Annotated in this window: 12 protein-coding genes and 1 pseudogene; 8 read left to right on the top strand and 5 right to left on the bottom strand. The window is 40.0% G+C overall.

Going from position 1 to position 16,694, the window contains the following annotated elements; all coding sequences use genetic code 11:
- The first annotated feature begins 249 nt into the window (after positions 1–249).
- The 5 genes and pseudogenes from IQ230_RS13025 to IQ230_RS13005 all read left to right on the top strand — a co-directional run bounded on the left by IQ230_RS13025 (position 250) and on the right by IQ230_RS13005 (position 6,081).
- Complete coding sequence (locus IQ230_RS13025) at positions 250–1,311, top strand: WD40 repeat domain-containing protein (RefSeq protein WP_193932408.1); 1,062 nt, start codon at positions 250–252, stop codon at positions 1,309–1,311.
- Positions 1,312–1,417: 106 nt separating this feature from the next.
- Positions 1,418–3,034 carry a malectin domain-containing carbohydrate-binding protein gene (locus IQ230_RS13020; RefSeq protein WP_193932407.1) on the top strand — a complete coding sequence of 539 codons (1,617 nt, stop codon included), beginning with the start codon at positions 1,418–1,420 and terminating at the stop codon, positions 3,032–3,034.
- A gap of 146 nt (positions 3,035–3,180) precedes the next feature.
- Positions 3,181–3,888 (top strand): M15 family metallopeptidase, encoded by a 708-nt coding sequence (locus tag IQ230_RS13015; protein WP_193932406.1) that lies wholly within the window; start codon positions 3,181–3,183, stop codon positions 3,886–3,888.
- 263 nt (positions 3,889–4,151) lie between these two features.
- Positions 4,152–5,165 (top strand): annotated as a pseudogene (locus IQ230_RS13010) (peptidase domain-containing ABC transporter); the annotation flags it as partial.
- A 184-nt stretch (positions 5,166–5,349) separates the two neighbouring features.
- On the top strand, positions 5,350–6,081 hold the full coding sequence (locus IQ230_RS13005; protein ID WP_193932405.1) for a peptidylprolyl isomerase: 732 nt from the start codon (positions 5,350–5,352) through the stop codon (positions 6,079–6,081).
- Positions 6,082–6,168: 87 nt separating this feature from the next.
- On the opposite strand, the gene IQ230_RS13000 is transcribed toward IQ230_RS13005, so the two are convergent.
- Both IQ230_RS13000 and IQ230_RS12995 read right to left on the bottom strand, forming a co-directional pair.
- The gene (locus IQ230_RS13000) at positions 6,169–7,758 is read right to left on the bottom strand and encodes a glycosyltransferase family 39 protein (RefSeq protein WP_193932404.1); all 1,590 of its coding nucleotides are present in this window, start codon (positions 7,756–7,758) and stop codon (positions 6,169–6,171) included.
- A 16-nt stretch (positions 7,759–7,774) separates the two neighbouring features.
- Positions 7,775–9,505 (bottom strand): hypothetical protein, encoded by a 1,731-nt coding sequence (locus IQ230_RS12995; protein WP_193932403.1) that lies wholly within the window; start codon positions 9,503–9,505, stop codon positions 7,775–7,777.
- Between the two features lie 151 nt (positions 9,506–9,656).
- On the opposite strand from IQ230_RS12995, the gene IQ230_RS12990 reads away from it, so the two are divergent.
- Complete coding sequence (locus IQ230_RS12990; protein ID WP_193932402.1) at positions 9,657–10,007, top strand: hypothetical protein; 351 nt, start codon at positions 9,657–9,659, stop codon at positions 10,005–10,007.
- A 139-nt stretch (positions 10,008–10,146) separates the two neighbouring features.
- Here IQ230_RS12990 and IQ230_RS12985 read toward each other — a convergent pair whose 3' ends face one another.
- Positions 10,147–10,626: a hypothetical protein gene (locus IQ230_RS12985; protein WP_193932401.1), complete on the bottom strand. Its 480-nt coding sequence runs from the start codon at positions 10,624–10,626 to the stop codon at positions 10,147–10,149.
- Positions 10,627–10,887: 261 nt separating this feature from the next.
- On the opposite strand from IQ230_RS12985, the gene IQ230_RS12980 reads away from it, so the two are divergent.
- Complete coding sequence (locus IQ230_RS12980; protein ID WP_193932400.1) at positions 10,888–12,180, top strand: hypothetical protein; 1,293 nt, start codon at positions 10,888–10,890, stop codon at positions 12,178–12,180.
- A 114-nt stretch (positions 12,181–12,294) separates the two neighbouring features.
- On the top strand, positions 12,295–14,487 hold the full coding sequence (locus IQ230_RS12975) for a GumC family protein (protein ID WP_193932399.1): 2,193 nt from the start codon (positions 12,295–12,297) through the stop codon (positions 14,485–14,487).
- A gap of 5 nt (positions 14,488–14,492) precedes the next feature.
- Here the strand turns inward: IQ230_RS12975 and IQ230_RS12970 are convergent, their stop codons facing one another.
- Entirely contained in the window at positions 14,493–15,620 is a 1,128-nt protein-coding gene (locus IQ230_RS12970) for a DegT/DnrJ/EryC1/StrS family aminotransferase (RefSeq protein WP_193932398.1), read from the bottom strand.
- A 6-nt stretch (positions 15,621–15,626) separates the two neighbouring features.
- A complete protein-coding gene (locus IQ230_RS12965) occupies positions 15,627–16,691 on the bottom strand; it encodes a GNAT family N-acetyltransferase (RefSeq protein WP_193932397.1) in 1,065 nt (354 codons plus the stop codon).
- Positions 16,692–16,694: the final 3 nt, after the last annotated feature.

Below are 16,694 nucleotides of genomic sequence, written 5' to 3'. Positions count from 1 at the left end.
TGCTTGTTCTATTAAGAGATGTAAGTTTCCACAATAATTTTGACATAAAATGACAATATTTTCTGCTGCATTTGCTAGGAATAAGTCAAATACATTAAATTGATGAATCGCGACAATTTAAGCTAGGTTGCAGGAATCTATTCATCAGATTAGCTTTCTCAATCAGAGAGTTTTACACTGAGCCTATGAATAGCCAAAAGCCTCGGTAGGCTAATACAGTTAGTTGTGCAATCACCGAAAAAGGTAGCTATGTCTTTACAAGCAATTGTGTTTACCGCGCTTCCATTATTAAATTTTAGTGTTATGCCGTTATCTGCACTACCAGCAATACCACAGCTAACAGCAAGACAAACTCAACAGCTACAGACACAAAATATCTTGGCAGCGGCAAATGCGTGGCGTGGAAAACTCTCAGTAGATACAATTAGCGGTGGTCATGCTCGACCAATATACACAGTAAAATTTAGCCCCAATGGACAAGTTCTGGCTAGTGGAAGTGGCGATCGCACTGTGAAAGTTTGGAATTTGGGTGCCAAAAAGCTGCAATACACACTATCAGGACACAAAGACTGGATTAGTTCAGTAGCATTCACTCCGAATAGCCAAATTTTAGCAAGTGCAAGTGGTGACAAAACAATCAAATTATGGGATCTCAAGTCAGGTAAAATCATCCGCACGCTAGCCGGACACAAAGATTGGGTAAGTTCTATTGCCTTTAGTCCTAACGGTGTGATTTTAGTGAGTGGAAGTAATGACCGCACCATCAAAATATGGGATATCAGAACAGGACAACTTCTGCGGACAATTACAGATGATGGAGGCGTAGCAGCGATCGCAATGAGTCCAAATGGAGAAATGATTGCTACTGGTACTTTTCGCCAAAGAGCAAACCTCTGGAGTATGAAAACAGGTAAGTTACTTCATTCTTTATCAGGACACGCAAGACCAATCTACTCGGTTGCCTTTAGTCCTGACAATAAAACCCTAGCTAGTGGCAGTAATATCGGAGAAGTCAAACTTTGGAACACCAGTAATGGCGAACTTCGGCGTACTATAGCTGCACACAAAAAAGAAGTGACAGCAATTAGCTTTAGTGGTGATGGCGAAACTTTTGCAACAGCGAGTGAAGATCGAGTTATTCGACTGTGGAATATGGAAAATGGAGAAGTTGTTCGCAATCTTGCCGATCACTCTCAAGGAATCACGAGTGTAGCTTTTAGTCAGAATGGGCTAAATTTTGCTACTGCTAGTAAAGATCGCACGATTAAGATTTGGCGTGTTTCTCCTACTGGATCTATAAGTCAGCGGTGAGTCGTTAGGTAAATAATTTTTGTGAATATTTCTTGCCTGAATATGGTAGAGATTTTAGGTAGATCGCAAGTACTTTTTTACCTTTATTAAACCTACTAGGTCTGCAATGACGCTCAACTATCAGTCAGATACTTTAAATCATCGATCTTTTGAGTCGAATAGCAACAGCTTACTACAAACTAACAGTTTCAATGAATCGCAGGCTTTAAGTACACTTTCACCTTTAAGACAACATTCTTCAGTTCAAGCTGCAGCAAGTGGTCCTGAAATTGAAATTCAAAACCTCGACAATGTACCTTATAGCGATCGCCTTGTCTTTAGTCGTATTGGTAGCTTGAGCGACCCACCTGATAATGGAGTTCACGATACGGTTACGCTACGAACCAAAAACTTGGGCAGTAGCCCTCTCAGAATCACAGGCGTACCAATTACAGGACCTTGGGAATTGCTCAATAACATTCAAGTTCCCACAACAATTGCTCCTGGAGGACAGCTTGATTTACGAGTCCGCTTTAAAGCAACGAGTGGCAATATTCACAATGGTACATTAACTATCAAGTCTAACGATGCTGATGAGGCAAATAAAGTTATCCAACTTTCGGGTTTCTGGCAATCAGTATCCGAAGGCAATCAAGAACCCAGTCTAAATGAGATTTTGCGAGTTTTTGGCTATCAAACAAAAGTGACTGGTCCTGGACAAAAACTCAATCAAAATGGTTTAGTACAAGCTGTGGGTGATGAAGTTCTTTCCGCCTATTGGCAACGGGCAAATGCTGCTCAACCTGTCACTGTGAGGCAGTTAGCAGCTTATCATACCCAAGATAAAACTGCGACAATTTCCTGGCATAGCAAAGGTAGCGACGCAACTAAGATTGTTTTTACCCACACAGGTGTTGATGGACAAACGCTGCTACCACGTAAACGAGATTTGGTACAACCTGCACAAGGTTCTTTTACTCCCAATGGAGCTTTTGGCTTTAAAATTGACCAAGAGTGGAGCGATCCAACAAAAAATAATCAATTAATTGACCAACAAAAAGGTAGTCCTGGACCGAGTGGTCATCACGTTCGTTTTTGGGCAGTTCGCGATCGCCAAGGACAAGTGATTCCCAACACTTGGATTGTTGCAATGGACTACTCTGGAATTAACTACGATTACCAAGACAACGTTTATTTAGTCAGCAACATCAAGCCAGAAACGCGAAATACTCTGTATCGAATTAATGTAGGAAGTAACACTTCTTTTACAGATAGCACAGGTAAAGTGTGGTCTTCTGACACAGGGAAAGGCTGGCTTTCACCAACAAATGCACAAGCAGAGAATGCTGGGAATGTGCAGATCGCAAATACAACTAGTGATAAGCTTTACCAAACTTATCGCGGGAAAATTGCCAATAACACTCCTCTAGCATCGCGCGTGATTAACTTTAACCTCCCAGTTATCAATCCAAGTAATCTTGAAGTGCGATTACATTTTGCCGAAACCTACTGGGGTGCGCCTGGTAGGGGTCCTGGTGGTGTTGGTAGACGCGTGTTTGATGTCCTTGCAGAAGGTAAACTTGTGATGAATAACTACGACATCTCAAAGGCTGCTGGTGGTGCTTTAAACGCAACAATGGTCGCAATTAGAGGTGTACAAGTCACCGATGGCAAGTTAACTCTCACTTTCAAAGCAGAAAAAGACTTTCCTTTGATTTCTGCCATTGAAGTCTTACGGATTTAGCATAACGACCTTTTTAATCTCAGCAAAGTTTTGAGTTTTGAATTGAACAATTGCTTTAACTTTCTTGAACTCACGACTCGACAAAGGGTGGATATGGTTTGTTTAGCTGCGAATGAATTCCCACTCGCATTGATGCAGGAAGCTTAATGGAGAAGCCTTATCAGCAAGTTCCAATTTTAGAGTGTCATGAGCCACTTGTTCCGATTCCTCTAGAAAAGTTTGCGGTAGTTTCTCCTCATCCTTATCAGCAATTAGGAGCAATTTATAGCGATCGCTCTCCTTATTATTTACGTCAAAGTGTTGTATCGGCTTTACTTGTTGCTCAAACTCAACTGCAAAAACAGTATCCTTCTTGGCGAATTCTTATTTTTGATGCTTATCGTCCTGTAGCTGTGCAGCAATTTATGGTAGATTACACGTTCCAGCAAGTTGCGTGCACTACTGGATTGCAAGTAAGTAATTTATCCGCAACTCAACGTCAAGAAATTTGGGAACAAGTTTATCAGCTTTGGGCAGTACCTAGTTTAGACAAGCGCTATCCACCCCCACATAGTACTGGTGCAGCAGTTGATATCACACTAGTTAATAGTATGGGTGAGAACGTGAATATGGGTTCTGCGATTGATGAATTATCAGAGCGATCGCATCCCAACTACTATGTCAATAGTACTTGTGCTGAGGCACAACAATATCACCATCATCGCCAGATACTATTTAAGGTGATGCATTCTGCAGGCTTCCAACGTCATCCCAGTGAATGGTGGCATTTTTCCTTGGGAGATCAAATGTGGGCGTATTTAACACAAGCCAATTTTAACGATCCCATTGTCGCACGTTATGGTCGTGTGGATTGAGACAGCAAAAGATGGCTATCCTTCAAAGTGACTAAAGTTTTGTGACAGCACTTTAAATTTTGCATAAAACTAGCAAATAAAGTCCGAGAGATCATTTTAGAGGCTTGCATTGACTCTTTGACACTATTTAAAGTTGCACATGAATCAATCGGAGAATGAAGTAAATGAGCAACTCAAGCAACTAGCCCTAATTGCTCAGCATTACCCACCTTTAACTCAAGGGCGACAGCTAGCCCTCAAGCAACTAGTTCAGACAATCCTGAACTGGACTGCGGCAATATCTGCTAGATCACACTGCTCACAAAGTCGATCTAGCGCTGATTGTTGGTTTCATTAGCCATACCTTTCGACTACCCTTAAGCTACTTCGAGTCTCGTTACGTGGGCGATATCATTTCTTGCGTACAAGAAAATCGCAAGATTCAACGCTTTCTTACGGGTGAAGCACTATCAATTTTTCTCGATTTGCTGACAGTATTCATCTATGTAGGATTGATGTTTTGGTATAGCTGGAAGATGGCGCTACTAACGTTAGTCATTATCCCACCGTTTGTCTTACTAGCACTCATTGCTACACCCTTCTTGCAACGTGTTTCACGAGAGATTTTTGGTGCTTACAACGAAGAGACTGGGTACTTAATTCAATCCCTGACTGGTATCCGCACAGTCAAATCGATGGCGGTTGAGCAGACAGTGCGCTGGCATTGGGAGGAACTGTTTGGTAAGTCAATTAAAAAGACATTTTCTGGACAAGTCATCGGCAACACGCTGCAAATTTTTAGCTCAGGTATCGAAGCTATAGTGACTACGGCGTTGCTGTGGTTTGGCGCTTGGCAAGTTATTCAAAACGAACTCACAATTGGGCAATTAGTTGCTTTCAATATGTTGTTAGGAAATGTCATTAACCCTTTTCAGCGGTTAATTGTGCTGTGGAATGAGTTGCAGGAAGTAGTCATTGCAGTTGAACGTATCAGTGACGTGATTGATGCTGAACCTGAAGAAGACTTGCACTTATCAACTCGTCAATTTCTTCCGCCAATTAGAGGCTATATTCAGTTTCTTGCAGTTACTTTTCGCTACCACTCAGAAAGTGATATCAACACGCTGGAAAATATTAGTTTTGATGTGCAACCAGGACAAATGGTAGCGTTGGTTGGGCGCAGCGGTTCGGGGAAAACAACGATTTCTAAACTGCTTTTGGGTCTTTATCCCTCAACACAAGGGAAGATTTTAATCGACGGCTACGATATCACTGGCTTGACATTGCGATCGCTCAAACTGACATTCAATCCCAAAGTATTGCCTTAACACCAGGTCAAACCGCAACTGCAGAAGTGATTGTGCGGCAACGCCGTTTAATTGATTTCATCCTCGATCCATTTAAGAAATTACACAAAGGTGGCTTAGAACTTTAAAACGACTGCTTGATTATTCGTTTTTACCATCAAATAGGAGCTTTTTTATGTTGGAAGTATTGACTATCTCCCAAAATGACATTGTGCATCAAATTAAGCTTTCTTGCGAATTGCCATCTATTCTTGAAAGTATTATGACTCGTCAAATTATTACACGAGCAGCATCAGAAATAGGAATTAAAGTTGAGTTGGAAGAACTTCAGCAAGCAGTAGACAATTTCCGCCTAATGAACCATCTCGGTAGCACTGATGCTACTTGGTTATGGTTGCAAAAACACAGTTTATCTTTAGACGATTTAGAAGAAATAGCTACAGTAAGTGTGTTGTTCTCTAAATTATCTCAATATCTCTTCGCTGCTCAAGTTGAACATTTTTTCGTTGAACATCAACTTGATTGTGTTCAAATTGTTATGTATGAAGTGATTCTAGACGATGAGGACTTAGCTATGGAACTTTTCTACGCCATTAAAGAAGGCGAGATAAGTTTTTCTGAAGTTGCTCACCAATATATTCAAGATCCAGAACTACGCAGAAAAGGAGGATATTTAGGTAAACTTAAGCGCATAGAGCTTAAACCAGAAATTTCTACTGCTGTTTTCTCAGCAACTCCTCCAGCAATTCTTAAACCAATACTAACTGCTCAAGGAGCACACTTAATTTTAGTTGAGGAATTCATCCAACCTAAGCTAGATAATGTATTGCGCTATAACATTCTCTCAAACTTATTTTCTGAGTGGCTTAAACAACAAATTGAGCAGTTTCAAGTTAAAATTGACTAGAGAAATAAGTCGCGCAACTAAAAATAAATATTAAATATGGGGTAGGTATCTGCCTGCCCTGGGTATAAACTCAGAGAAAATTAAAAACTACCGGATTCTCCAAAGTTGACCGATAGGGTGAATTATTTCTAAGTTATAATTTGGACTTTGTTCAAGAGCTGCTAGTAAATCTGCCTCTGGTCTAAATAAGAAAATATCACTAAATTGACTTATATTTTTAGGAATTTCAGTCTCACTTACTAATAAAATACTTACTTTGGTGTCAAGTTCATAGCTAAGAGACGTGATTCGACTGACTCGTTTTTGGCTACTAATAACTAAAGGTTGATTTGTTTGATTAATAATATTAGCAATCTCTGGATTATAGTAGCTGCTATATTTATTCCACCAAGTTTCTGCTTGGTTAATGATAACACAAGATAAAATTCCACCGGATAACACTATAACCAAAATAATACGCCACGCTTTTTGTTGCCAATGTTGAAAAGATGTAGTAAACCGATTAGCAAACAAATACGCAACAGCTAATTGTATGCCAAGATAACTGGGAAACAAATATCTTGCTATACTTGAGCGTTGTCCTCCAGATACTAAATCTGGGATGAACAAACTACTTGCAGGAATTATGACTAATGTACATATAAAAAGCCAGCATGATAATGGTGTATTGCGACACAATACATAAAATGAATATAATACTAAAACAATAACTAAAGGAATTAAATATAATAAAGGTTCACTAAAGCTAAATTGAAAAATATCATTGCCATTTTCTACATCAAAAAAACGAACGTTATTATAGCCAAACTTTATATCAAAAAATACGGCATTTAAATTTAATAACCATCTTTTAATAAGCGTGTCAATACCAATTGTTCTTGCTGTCCACTCACCAATGCTACTTGCATTAATAAAATATAAAATTATCCAGGGAACAAGTGTAAGCAAACCTGCTATGGAAGCTTTCAGATAAGCAATAAAATTCTTAGTTATTTGAAATTCTTGAATGAATAAGTAAGTTCCATGAGCTACACACACTAGTATAAAGATTAGATGAGAGTATAGTCCTAAGGCTACCGTTAAAGCATATATTCCCCAACTTAACTTTGATTTTTGTCGCATAGCTCGCAGCAGAGTAATACTTGCGAGTAAAGTAGTTACTGTGAGTAAACTATATTCTCTAGCTTCTTGAGCATACAGTACATGTAGTGGAGAAACTGCTACTAATGCTATGGCAATCCATCCAACAAGTGGCGAAGCAAATAACTCTAAACACAGCCAGTAGATGTATGGAAATACAAATAAACTAATAATAGCAGCAACACCGCGAGTAACTGTGATAGAACTACCGAAGATTTGCATTGCGAGTCGAGCGATCGCATAATATGCTGGTGTATGTTCTGCATTACCTGCCAAAGCATTTATTGTATCTAGCCAATCTTTTTCTGGAGATAAATATTGAAAAACTTGTAAATCTCCAACATTGATAATGCGATCGCTTGGTACTTGATCGACAAACTCTGTTTTCTTATAACCAACAACACGCACAGAAGTATGAACTTCATCAATCCAATAAACTTTTTTGTCTAGATTGGAAAACCTAAAAAATATACCTAGAATTAATGCACTAATAACAAAAATCTTAAAATAATTGGGTGGAGTTTTATAGGCATTCATTTAGATTTTAATCTAGTTACGATTGTTTTTGGATACACTGTGCTTGTAGAACTACAAACCTGTCAACTTCAAAAATAGTACATTGGACACTGATATTACTTAAAGCCGGTACTGTTTGTTGTAACTGTTGAATTGTATTTGTAGCAAGTGGTTGAAATTGTTGAATCCAGCGATCGCTTGCAATATACTCTGGAGTAAAAGCATTTTTTTCTAATAACCAGAAATCTATACTGTATTGCCGAACAAATTTTTGTACGTCTGTTAAATCTTGACTGTATTGTGCCTGAATCAGATCAAGAGTACGCTGACGAAATTGACTATAGTATCCCCAATGATAAGGTATAGCATACTCGCTACCAACGAGAATAGAACGTTGAGCAAAACTTGGCAAGTTATTTGCTTCATCTGCTAGTGAAGCTATCAGGCTATTTGCAGGTTGCTGTTGAAAAAACTGATATAAACTAGGGCTACTACCGACAACATAACCTGTCCATAAAAAATTATTTAATATAGATGGATAAAATATTAATGCAAGAGTAATTACGATAGCTGCGGTAAACGTGAAAGCACGTTTTAACTTAGGTATTCTTCTACGATAAGCAAATGATTGCCGTAATAGAGTATCTAGTAATAAAGTTAAAGCGATCGCAGCGGCTATTGTGATAACAATCCGCAAACTATGTTGAGTGTAGCGACTCGGAAGATGTAGTTTAAATATCAATGCATGAGCAATGAAAAACATGACCAATGACGCAAGTAACAGCTGTGGTAAGAGAATAATATTACGGCGGATCTTGGTTGCTAAAGGAAACAGCGACGGATACAACAACATAATCGGTAGCAAAATTCCAGCATAAACAAGTGGTGGCATCAGTGCGGAAGTCAACCGAATACCACTACGACTTTCATTAAACCAAAACTCCCAAAGGTCGTGATTAAAAAAGCTGCTTCTTCCTCCTGGTGAGAATTCAGGCAAAGTTCTTGCAGTCGATATGGGAATTGTAGGTGCAAATTCACTCGTATGCAGTGCATAAGGCAATAGTACAAGAACAACAACTCCAATTCCAGCTATGCAGAAAACATAATCTCGACGATTACGTGACAGATATAGTTGCCAATGACGCCAGTGGCAAATTTGAAATAGTAAAATTAAAGTACAAACGAATAAGAGGGAAGGATAAAAGAGTCCTAATAGTGCGATCGCAATTAAACAAAGGATGAAAGAACGTCGTAAAAAATAGTAGAGAAATGCTAAAAATAGTGGATAAATAAAAGCTTTTGGTGTAGCCGAAATTAAGCCATCTTGCATCCACAAATTTTGATTGAGGAGGATTGATCCGATAAATCCAGTTATCGGTATCGGTAATAGCTGTAAGCAAACACTAAAACTATAAGCTGTAGTAATTAACCCTAAAACAATGGGTAAAACTTTACTCAACCATAGCGGATCAATACCTAATAAAGCGAAGCTGCGATAAAAGAAGGCGTATCCTAATGGTGCAACAGATTGAAAATAATCAGCAATTAAATCGTTAGGAAACAATGCAGAGTTTAAAAACCGCCGCATCCAAAAAACATGCTGTCGCGCATCGTCTTGCACAATATACTCACTACCAAAAGCGTGCTGAAGCGCTAGAATGCCATAAAGAGTGGCAAAAATTAGACTAAGACCAAACCAGAATTTAGCATGAGTGTTAAATTGATTTGTTTGTGGTGGAATGAGAAGCTTATGCAGATGCCTTAGCATGAGCGCGATCGCTAGTAAATAAGTATAAAATTATCTCTAACTTCTGCAAGGCATTTAGCTAGAGCAGAAAGTACAGCGATTGTCTATGAGAATTCTACTTTCGTCAATAGGGATACTCTTTTTCAGAACAACTAGAAAATCCTACTCAAAAATGTTTAGAAAAATTATATTACTCAGTATTGCAGCGATCGCCGTAGTATTTACTTGGAGTAGTTTATTTGCTCATCCTGCTGCATCGCAAGCACAATCTCGCATTAATGCACTAGAAGTAGATCTCAGAGGTGTGCGATCGCGACTTAACCGTGTAGAAGCCCAATTGAATCAATTGCGTGGCGTTCAGTCACCAAGAACACCAATTACACTACCAACTCCACCAGGACCAAGAGCACAATTAAGTCAAGACCAAATGTTTGATCGATTAGCAACGCTCGTAGTAGAAGTAAAGCAACAAGTAAATCAACTAGAAACTCGCGTTTCTGTGTTAGAAAAACGAACTCAATAAGACAATCAATTTATTGTTTACCATTACGCAGCTAGTAAGTCAACTTCATCAACTCTTAGATAGTAGTTTCATTGTCGGGTGTGGGTGGGCAGGCAAGATGCTTACCCCACTGAATTATTTTAATTTAGAACTTAATCTACTAAGATTCTGCTGATTTCAAGGCACGGTCAAGGATAACGCGGGCTTCTTCAGCTTTTGCTCTTGCTTCTTGATAACGAAGATTAACTTGTGCAAAGTTTTTTAATGCTTTGAAGCCTTCTTTGATGCGAGTAATTTCTGCTTCACTTACAGACTTATCTGTAAATAATACATCAATAGCAGTCCGAACAGCCATCGCTTCATCTCGCGACTCTTGCACTTTCAGCTTGAGGGTAGCCAGATTGCTTAAAACTTGTACCGCTTGCGTTACTGCATCTTCATCACTTGCTGTCTCTGTGGTTGATTCTTTTAACTCAATTAGCTGTTGAGAACTAAAACCTTCTGCAAGATCTGTTGGAAGTTGACCTTCATCCATCAGTTCCATCAGCTGATCCATCGCTTTCTCACGCGCTTTCGCTGAGTCTTTGCCGGAAACGGTGAGGACAATTTCTGGACTTTGAGGCAAGGTGTATTTAACCATAGTTGCTTACAATAAATTCTTCATGTGTATTGCTGAGTCTAGTCGTTTTTAGCAGCAGTACTCATAACACAAGAGATAAATTTTAACTCAAGTGGTTAGGCGATCGCTTAGCCATGCTTTTGGATAAACACTCGCTCAACTCAATGACCAAAACTTAGAACCTTATACTAAAGAAAGGATACTGATTTCTCAAGGGTTTTGTGTACCGCAGGGTCAATCCCAAATCAAGAATCCACAATTGATTTGACTGAGGGCGTGTGAATGGCTCCAAATCCTACTATTATTCAAGCTGTAGAACAACTGGGCTACCGCGTTACTGTTGGAGACGTTGCGACTCAATCAGGATTAAACGTCAGCTTGGCACAACAAGGATTATTGACACTTGCTTCTGAAGCTGGCGGACATATGCAAGTTGCTGAGTCTGGTGAGATTGTCTACCAATTTCCCAAAAATCTCCACACAGTTCTAAGAAACAAATTTTGGCGGTTGCGGCTACAGGCTTGGTGGCAAAAAGTCTGGCGAGTTTTGTTTTATTTAATTAGGATTTCCTTTGGTATTGTTTTATTGCTCTCAATTGCGATTATTTTTCTGAGCATCGTCATTATTATCAGCGCGGCAAATCGCGACAATGACAATCGCAGCGATCATTCTGGTGGTGGGATGATGTATATGCCGCGCTTCTGGATTGGTCCTAATTGGTATTGGTTTTTTTATCCTGACTATGGTAGGCGCTATCAACAGCAGCGTCGTGAAACCAGCGAACAGAATTTTTTAGAGGCAATCTTCTCATTTTTATTTGGCGATGGCAATCCGAATGCCGATTTAGAAGAACAGCGCTGGCAAACAATTGGAACTATCATTCGCAATAATCAAGGTGCAGTTGTTGCCGAACAAATTGCGCCGTATCTTGATGAAGTGGGTACAGGCTACGCTCAAGAGTATGAAGATTATATGTTACCTGTGCTGACTCGGTTTAACGGACAACCTGTCGTAAGCCCCCAAGGGCAATTGGTGTATCATTTTCCTGAATTACAGGTAAGTGCCTCGCAACGGCGATCGCGTTCTGTTGCACCATATCTACAAGAATCACTCTGGCGCTTTAGTACTGCAAGTTCTGGGCAAATCGCTTTAGCTGCAGGGTTGGGTTTGTTAAATTTTGTTGGTGCTGTATTTTTAGGTTCTTTATTAGCCGATGGTGCTGTTGCTGCGGAACTAGGAGGATTAGTCGCGTTTGCCCAAGGTATTTACTGGCTACTTCTGGGCTATGGTACAGCGTTTTTAGCAGTTCCTCTGGTACGGTATTTCTGGATCAAATGGCGGAATCGTCAAATTAGCGATCGCAATCATCAGCGACAGCTTAGAGCAGGAACTTTAGTCAATCCTGATGCGACTTTACAACAAAAAATGTCTTATGCTAAGCAATTCAGTGCGAATACAGTGATTACTCAAGAAGACTTGATCTACACTACCGAAACAGATCTCTTAGAACAAGAAGCAGAATCTGATAGTATAGATGCAGAATGGCAACGTCGATTGCGTCGCTCTGATTCTTAAAAGGAATCTCAGTTGCCCTCATTTCGTGGCAGCCCAAATTACTGAATGGTTACGTTAGTATTGTTGTAATTTGGTATTTTCTACGTTCAACGGAAACATTTTCACAAGTTAATTATGGAATCTAGGGAAGCTTCTACAGGATTCCAGCAGTACTGGCTAATGTTGAAGCGGCGGTGGTTACCTGCTTCTATAGTTTTTAGTGTCATTTTTGCCTTGACTGCTGCGGGTCTATTAATACGAAAACCAACTTATGTAGCTGAAGGAAAGTTACAATTTCGTAGAACCAGTCCAACATCCTTGCTGACAGGATTAGGAACAGAAATAGGGCAATTAGATCCTTTGCAATATCAAAACACACCCCTTGATACTGAAGCAGAAGTGATGCGATCTGCGCCCATTACAACAAATACAATTAATAAACTTAATCTGAGCGATCAAGAAGGTAGAGCACTCTCACCAACTCAGCTTCTCAACCAACTCAGCGTCAGAAATATTACTGGTACTGACGTGTTGCAAGTAACTTATAAAGATAAAAATCCAGAACGAGCAGCAGCGGTTGTGAATACTCTGATGACTTCGTATCTTGAGAACAATATAGTTAATAACCGCAGTGCAGCGGCAGCAGCGCGAAAATTTATTGAAGAGCAGTTACCAGAAGCAAAAGCAACTTTACAACAAAGAGAATCGGCTTTACGTGCTTTCCGCGAACAAAATCGAATTGTCTCACTTCCAGAAGAAAAACGGACTGCGGTAGATACATCTGCAGATATTCAAAGACAGATTAATACGATTCAAACTCAGCTAGCAGACGCACAAGCACAATCAGCACTGCTACAAAGACAACTTGGTAGAGGCTTACAACAAGCAGGTACAGCTACCGCCGCAAGTCAGTTACCTGGTGTCCAAGAATTACTCGCAGAAATTCAACGTGTTGAGTCACAACTAGCAACAGATCGCGGACGTTTTCAGCCAGATCATCCTAGTATTGTGTCTTCGGAAGCAAGACAAGCTGATTTAGAACGGTTGTTACAACAGCGAGTTCAAAGTAGTTTTGGTGCTAATCAGCCACAAAACATTCGTGGTTTACAACTGAGTCCGTATGAGCAAAACTTGACTCAAGACTTAGCACGCTCTGAGGCAAGAAGACTAGGGTTGAATAGTCAACTAACAGCTTTATCAAACCTACAAACAGCTTACACGCAAAAACTCAATGGTATTCCTCAACTAGAACAACAACAAGGAGATTTAGAACGCGAACGAGATACCGCGCAAGCTACATACAACTTGTTACAACAGCGCTATCAAGAAGCACGAATTGCAGAAAACCAAAATGCAAGCAACGCGAGTATTATTTCAGCAGCTTTTGTTCCTCCAGAACCAGTAGGTTCTCGTCAGTTGTCAATTTTGGCAGCAATACTACTAGGTGGATTTGCCGCAGCAGCTACAGTTTATATCTTAGAAGCACGAGATAAATCACTGAAAACAGTTGATGAAGCGAAAAGAATTTATGGTTTGCCATTGTTAGGCATTATTCCAGCTTTTAAAAAATCAGACAAACCTGCCCTGCGCCAAGGAATGGAACGCACAATTCCAGAAGTTGTGGTGTTGAATGCCCCGCGATCGCCTTTTAGTGCCGTGTACCGCATGTTACAGGCAAATCTGAGGTTTCTGAGTTCTGACAAGGAACTGAAAGTTATTGTTGTTTCTAGTGCAGTACCCAAAGAAGGTAAATCGACTGTAGCAGCTAATTTAGCAGCGACAATGGCGCAATCAGGTAGAAGAATCTTACTTGTGGATGCGGATATGCATCGTCCTGTACAGCATCATGTCTGGGAAACAACGAATCAAACAGGTTTAAGTAATCTTTTAGTTGGGCAAGCAGAATTTAGAACAGCAATTAAATCCGCAATGCCTAATCTAGATGTTCTTCCGGCAGGAGTCACACCACCTAACCCTGTTGCATTACTCGATTCCCAGAAAATGGCAGCTTTGATGAGGCGATTTGTCAAAGATTACGACTTCACAATTATCGATACACCCGCAATTAATGTAGATGCTGAAGCACCAATTTTAGGCAAAATGGCAGATGGAGTATTGCTTGTTGTCCGTCCTGGAGTATCAGATGCTAATAATGCGGCTTTGGCTAAACAGTTTCTGCAACAGTCAAACCAAAATATTTTAGGGTTGGTTGTGAATGGTGTTGTCCCTGAAAACGAACCCCAAAGCTACTACTACTTTTCGCAAGAGTACAACACTGTTGATACAAATTCCACACCACAAGCTGTACAGCCCAAAGTAGGCAAATAGAGTTATCAAGGGTGGAGATTGGCGATCGCTTGAATCACTCTGGCTAAATCTTCTGATGTTAAGTTAGAACCTGATGGCAAACATAGACCACGGTCAAATAAATCTTCTGCGATCGCCCCACCAATACATTCACATTCAGTAAATACGGGTTGCAAATGTAACGGCTTCCATACCGGACGGACTTCAATTTGTTGTTGTGCTAATGCCAAACGAATCTGTTCGCGATCGACACCAAAAGTATCAGGATCAACTGTAAGACAAGTTAACCAGCGTGTAGCACGCCCAAAGGTTGCTTCTGGCATAAACTCAATTCCTGGTAACTTACCTAACGCTTGCTGATAAGTTCCAAAATTATGCCGTCGCGCTGCAACTCGATCTGCTAGAATACGCAATTGACCGCGACCAATTCCTGCTAAAACATTGCTCAGACGGTAGTTATAACCAATTTCAGAGTGCTGGTAGTGTGGTGCAGGATCTCTAGCTTGCGTTGCTAAAAAACGAGCTTTGGTTACTAAATCAGCATCTTCAGACACTAACATCCCGCCGCCAGAAGTTGTGATGATTTTATTGCCATTAAACGAAAAAATTCCCATCTGCCCAAATGTCCCAGGCGATCGCCCTTTATATGTCGCACCTAACGATTCAGCAGCGTCTTCAATTAGTGGAATTTCGTATTCATTGCAAGCTTCTACAATTGGTGCAAGATCGGCACTTTGTCCATAAAGATGAACGACAACAACGGCTTTAGGGAGTTTCCCCTGATGCGATCGCTTGGCTAAAGTTTCTCGCAACAAGTCGGGGTTCATGTTCCAAGAAGTGCGATCGCTGTCAATAAATAGTGGTTTTGCCCCTAAGTAGGTAATCGGACTTGCCGTTGCAATAAACGTTAGTGTTGAGCAAACGACTTCATCACCTGGTTCAATACCAATTAAGCGTAATGCTAAATGTAAGGCGGCAGTTCCTGAACTAACTGCGGCTGCATGACTTGCACCAATGACTTGACAAAACTCTTGTTCAAAAGCATCAATATGAGGACCAACAGGCGCAATCCAATTAGTTTCAAAGGCTTCTTGGACAAACTTAAGTTCATCACTCCCCATGTGTGGTGTAGACAACAAAATTGGTTTAGTCATCACTCGCTATGCAAAACGATAAGCAGGAAAAAACTCTTTTTCTAGAAGTTCTTCAGGCTGAATATTCAAAGCCTGTGCGCGTAGTTTAACTAAATCGCGATACTTTTCAGCATCTGTAATTAAACGTAAAGTCAAAAACTCATGTTTTTGCCGCGAATAACCTGATTTGAACTTAAACAAGCTATCTACGCTTCCTCCTACACCACCACCAAGATGTAAAAATTTATTACCTCTAGATTTTGCCCAGTATCGCACGTAATCTAGTAACAAATTAAAAGGGGATTGTTCAATAAATTGATTTTGCGTTCCGCCTAGATGGGCTTGCACAATACTACAGCACTCAAAAAATAGACAAGCCGCAGCAATTTCTGTGTCTTTTTCTACAATACATAGATGAAGTTTGTCACCTAAAGCCAACAGACTATCAAAATAATTATCATCAAAATAATACAATTGTTTTGCAGAAACTCGATTCATTGTTTCTACATAAATCGCCTTTAAAATATTCATGTATTCTGCGCAGGGAACCATACGTGCTGTGAATCCTAGGCGCTTACATTTATTAATTGTACTTTGATGACCTTTTCTAGTGTGTGCCCAAATTTCTGCTTCAGAGAGTGTTAAATCAACAGAAACTGTTTCTCCATTATGAGTAAATGTATCAGATGCAAAAAATGTGGTTAAATTGTGATTTAAAATAGGATGCATTCGCCCAAAAACAGAGCATATTCCTTGAGCTTTTAAAACTTGCTGTAATTGTTGCATTGCCAACTTGGCGAATCCAGGAGTATGTATTGCTGCTTCACTTAACAAAATGCCTGGATATCCGTAGGGAGAAACAGCATCAAATACTTGTGTTGTTAATTGATCCGAAATGCCCCTACACTGGCGTAGAAGATACGGAAAAAATAACACCTGATCGCCATTCATAACAACAACTGCTGCGGGAGTTGTTTGAGTTCTTTGGGCTTCTGCTGCAACATACTGGGGTAAGTGATACACATCATGACGCAGTGTTTCCAGCGTTTGCATCCACAGCGGATCTAGGAGATCAATAATTTGTGCCTTCATTTG

It is taken from the genome of Gloeocapsopsis crepidinum LEGE 06123, assembly GCF_015207655.1.
GTDB classification, from domain to species: domain Bacteria; phylum Cyanobacteriota; class Cyanobacteriia; order Cyanobacteriales; family Chroococcidiopsidaceae; genus Gloeocapsopsis; species Gloeocapsopsis crepidinum.
Note: the sequence above shows the minus strand (reverse complement) of the source record. Positions and strands in the feature narration are given on the sequence as shown.

What these genes read in the sequence shown, in the direction of transcription:
- IQ230_RS13025 (WP_193932408.1), top strand. Translation starts at nt 250, where the DNA reads ATGTCTTTACAAGCAATTGTGTTTACCGCGCTTCCATTATTAAATTTT.
- IQ230_RS13020 (WP_193932407.1), top strand. Translation starts at nt 1,418, where the DNA reads ATGACGCTCAACTATCAGTCAGATACTTTAAATCATCGATCTTTTGAG.
- IQ230_RS13015 (WP_193932406.1), top strand. Translation starts at nt 3,181, where the DNA reads ATGGAGAAGCCTTATCAGCAAGTTCCAATTTTAGAGTGTCATGAGCCA.
- IQ230_RS13005 (WP_193932405.1), top strand. Translation starts at nt 5,350, where the DNA reads ATGTTGGAAGTATTGACTATCTCCCAAAATGACATTGTGCATCAAATT.
- IQ230_RS13000 (WP_193932404.1), bottom strand. Translation starts at nt 7,758, where the DNA reads ATGAATGCCTATAAAACTCCACCCAATTATTTTAAGATTTTTGTTATT.
- IQ230_RS12995 (WP_193932403.1), bottom strand. Translation starts at nt 9,505, where the DNA reads ATGCTAAGGCATCTGCATAAGCTTCTCATTCCACCACAAACAAATCAA.
- IQ230_RS12990 (WP_193932402.1), top strand. Translation starts at nt 9,657, where the DNA reads ATGTTTAGAAAAATTATATTACTCAGTATTGCAGCGATCGCCGTAGTA.
- IQ230_RS12985 (WP_193932401.1), bottom strand. Translation starts at nt 10,626, where the DNA reads ATGGTTAAATACACCTTGCCTCAAAGTCCAGAAATTGTCCTCACCGTT.
- IQ230_RS12980 (WP_193932400.1), top strand. Translation starts at nt 10,888, where the DNA reads ATGGCTCCAAATCCTACTATTATTCAAGCTGTAGAACAACTGGGCTAC.
- IQ230_RS12975 (WP_193932399.1), top strand. Translation starts at nt 12,295, where the DNA reads ATGGAATCTAGGGAAGCTTCTACAGGATTCCAGCAGTACTGGCTAATG.
- IQ230_RS12970 (WP_193932398.1), bottom strand. Translation starts at nt 15,620, where the DNA reads ATGACTAAACCAATTTTGTTGTCTACACCACACATGGGGAGTGATGAA.
- IQ230_RS12965 (WP_193932397.1), bottom strand. Translation starts at nt 16,691, where the DNA reads ATGAAGGCACAAATTATTGATCTCCTAGATCCGCTGTGGATGCAAACG.